General features: G+C 67.7%; 2 protein-coding genes. Both read right to left on the reverse strand.

Annotated elements, in window-relative coordinates:
* Positions 1-8: 8 nt before the first annotated feature.
* A complete protein-coding gene (locus tag AB0N06_RS38890; protein WP_366139375.1) occupies positions 9-413 on the reverse strand; it encodes a hypothetical protein in 405 nt (134 codons plus the stop codon).
* Entirely contained in the window at positions 410-1,264 is an 855-nt protein-coding gene (locus AB0N06_RS38895) for an IS5 family transposase (protein WP_366139376.1), read from the reverse strand. The genes AB0N06_RS38890 and AB0N06_RS38895 overlap by 4 nt, the downstream gene beginning before the upstream one ends.
* Between the last annotated feature and the right edge of the window lie 103 nt (positions 1,265-1,367).

Here is a 1,367-nt window from a genome sequence, read left to right on the forward strand (position 1 = left end):
AGAGGTCGTTAAGTCCCTTTCCGGTAGAGGCCCCGTCCGGGCTGGGTGAGGAAGCCTTGGCGGGTGAGGCGTCCGAGGCGGCTGCGGGTGACGTTCAGGGCGGGGTCGTCGGTGGGCATGCCGAGGAGTTCGTGCAGGTCTCGGACCCGGAATTCCTGGTCGGGGTGCTGGTTGAAGGCGTTCACGATGGCCTGGTAGGCAGTGGACTGCTCGGCCGGCTGGGATGCGGTTTTGGTCGGTGCGAGCTCGGCGAAGACCTTTCTGGCTGTGGCCAGTTCGGCCAGACGGGCCTCGGCCTCGCCCAGGGCGGTGGCGAGGTGCTCGATCTGTCGGCGCAGGTCGTCGGTCCTGGCTGCGGCCCGGTCGTGCTCGGCCTGCAGGCTGGTGAGGAGCTCGGTGATGTCGTTGTTCATGCGGCCGCCACGATCTCGTCGCGCCAGGCCGGGGAAGGCGTGGTGAGGCGGCGGGTCATGTTCGCGGTGGACGCCCAGTAGACGCGGGAGGTGGAGTTGTCGGGCCGGTGGTCGTACTCGCGCACCAGACGGCGGTGGAGCATCAGGGTGCCGTTGACCTGCTCGACCACCCACCGCTTCGGTTGCGGGACGAACCCTTTGGCCTTGTCGTCGGGGTTGCGGATCACGGTCTCGACGGTGATGCCGAGCAGGGCTCCGTGGATGATGGTCTCGTCCTTGAACCCCTGGTCCACCAGGGCTTTCTCCAGGCGGTTGCCGCACCGCTCGGCGGCCTGGGTCAGCAGGGCGGTGCCGGCGGCGTTGTCGTGCGCGGAGGCTGCGAGCGCGACGACCCCGATGATCAGGCCCAGCACGTCGACCACGAGCCCGCGCTTGCGGCCCGGTGTCTTCTTGCCCGCGTCCAGTCCCGTCGTGCTCTTGGGGACCCCGGCCGCCGCGCGGACGGACTGGGTGTCGATGACCACGAGGGACGGGTCCTCTAATCGGTTGGCTCTCTCCCGTACCTGGCAGCGCAGGAGTTCCTGTATTCGCTGGTCCAGGCCGTCCTGGCGCCAGAGCGTGAAGTAGTAGAAGACCGCCGACCACGCGGGCAGGTCGTGCGGGAGGTAGCGCCACTGACAGCCCGTCCGGTTCTGGTAGAAGATCGCGTTCACCACCTCCCGCAGGTCACAGGAGCCCGGATCTCCCGTCGCCGACCGTGCCACCCGGTCCTGCTTCCAGGACTCGATCATCGGCCTGACCAGATCCCACTGCTCGTCCGTCATGTCGCTCGGATACGCCCGTCTCTCCATACGCCGCAGGAGATCACCCGAGCCCCATCCAGCACGCCAGTACGGATCACGGCCACACGAACGAGTGATCGCGAAGCAGGGGAAGAGGGACTTAACGACCTCT

The organism is Streptomyces sp. NPDC051020, assembly GCF_040683105.1.
Lineage (GTDB): Bacteria > Actinomycetota > Actinomycetes > Streptomycetales > Streptomycetaceae > Streptomyces.

Coding starts and splice junctions, on each gene's coding strand:
- AB0N06_RS38890 (WP_366139375.1), bottom strand. CDS start 413: ATGAACAACGACATCACCGAGCTCCTCACCAGCCTGCAGGCCGAGCAC.
- AB0N06_RS38895 (WP_366139376.1), bottom strand. CDS start 1,264: ATGGAGAGACGGGCGTATCCGAGCGACATGACGGACGAGCAGTGGGAT.